The sequence below is a fragment of the uncultured Streptomyces sp. genome (genome assembly GCF_947488945.1).
GTDB lineage: Bacteria > Actinomycetota > Actinomycetes > Streptomycetales > Streptomycetaceae > Streptomyces.
The window spans coordinates 1-263 of the sequence record NZ_CANLBS010000114.1; the positions used below are offsets into that span (position 1 = coordinate 1).

At 72.6% G+C, this 263-nt stretch carries 1 protein-coding gene; it reads left to right on the forward strand.

Annotated elements, in window-relative coordinates; translation table 11 throughout:
* A partial coding sequence (locus tag Q0994_RS34035) for a beta-ketoacyl synthase N-terminal-like domain-containing protein (RefSeq protein ID WP_299542624.1) occupies window positions 1–263 on the forward strand: 263 nt, incomplete at both ends.

Consider the following 263-nt stretch of genomic DNA (forward strand, 5'->3'; position numbering starts at 1 on the left):
GACACGGCCTGCTCGTCCTCCCTGGTGGCGCTGCATCTCGCGGCGAACGCGCTGCGCAACGGCGAGTGCGACCTGGCCCTCGCCGGCGGGGCGACGGTGATGTCCACACCCGTCGCCTTCGTCGAGTTCTCCCGGTTGCGGGGCCTCGCCCCGGACGGCCGTATCAAGTCCTTCGCCGCCTCGGCCGACGGGACGGGCTGGTCGGAGGGTGTGGGGTTGTTGCTGGTGGAGCGGTTGTCGGACGCGCGGCGTCTGGGGCATCG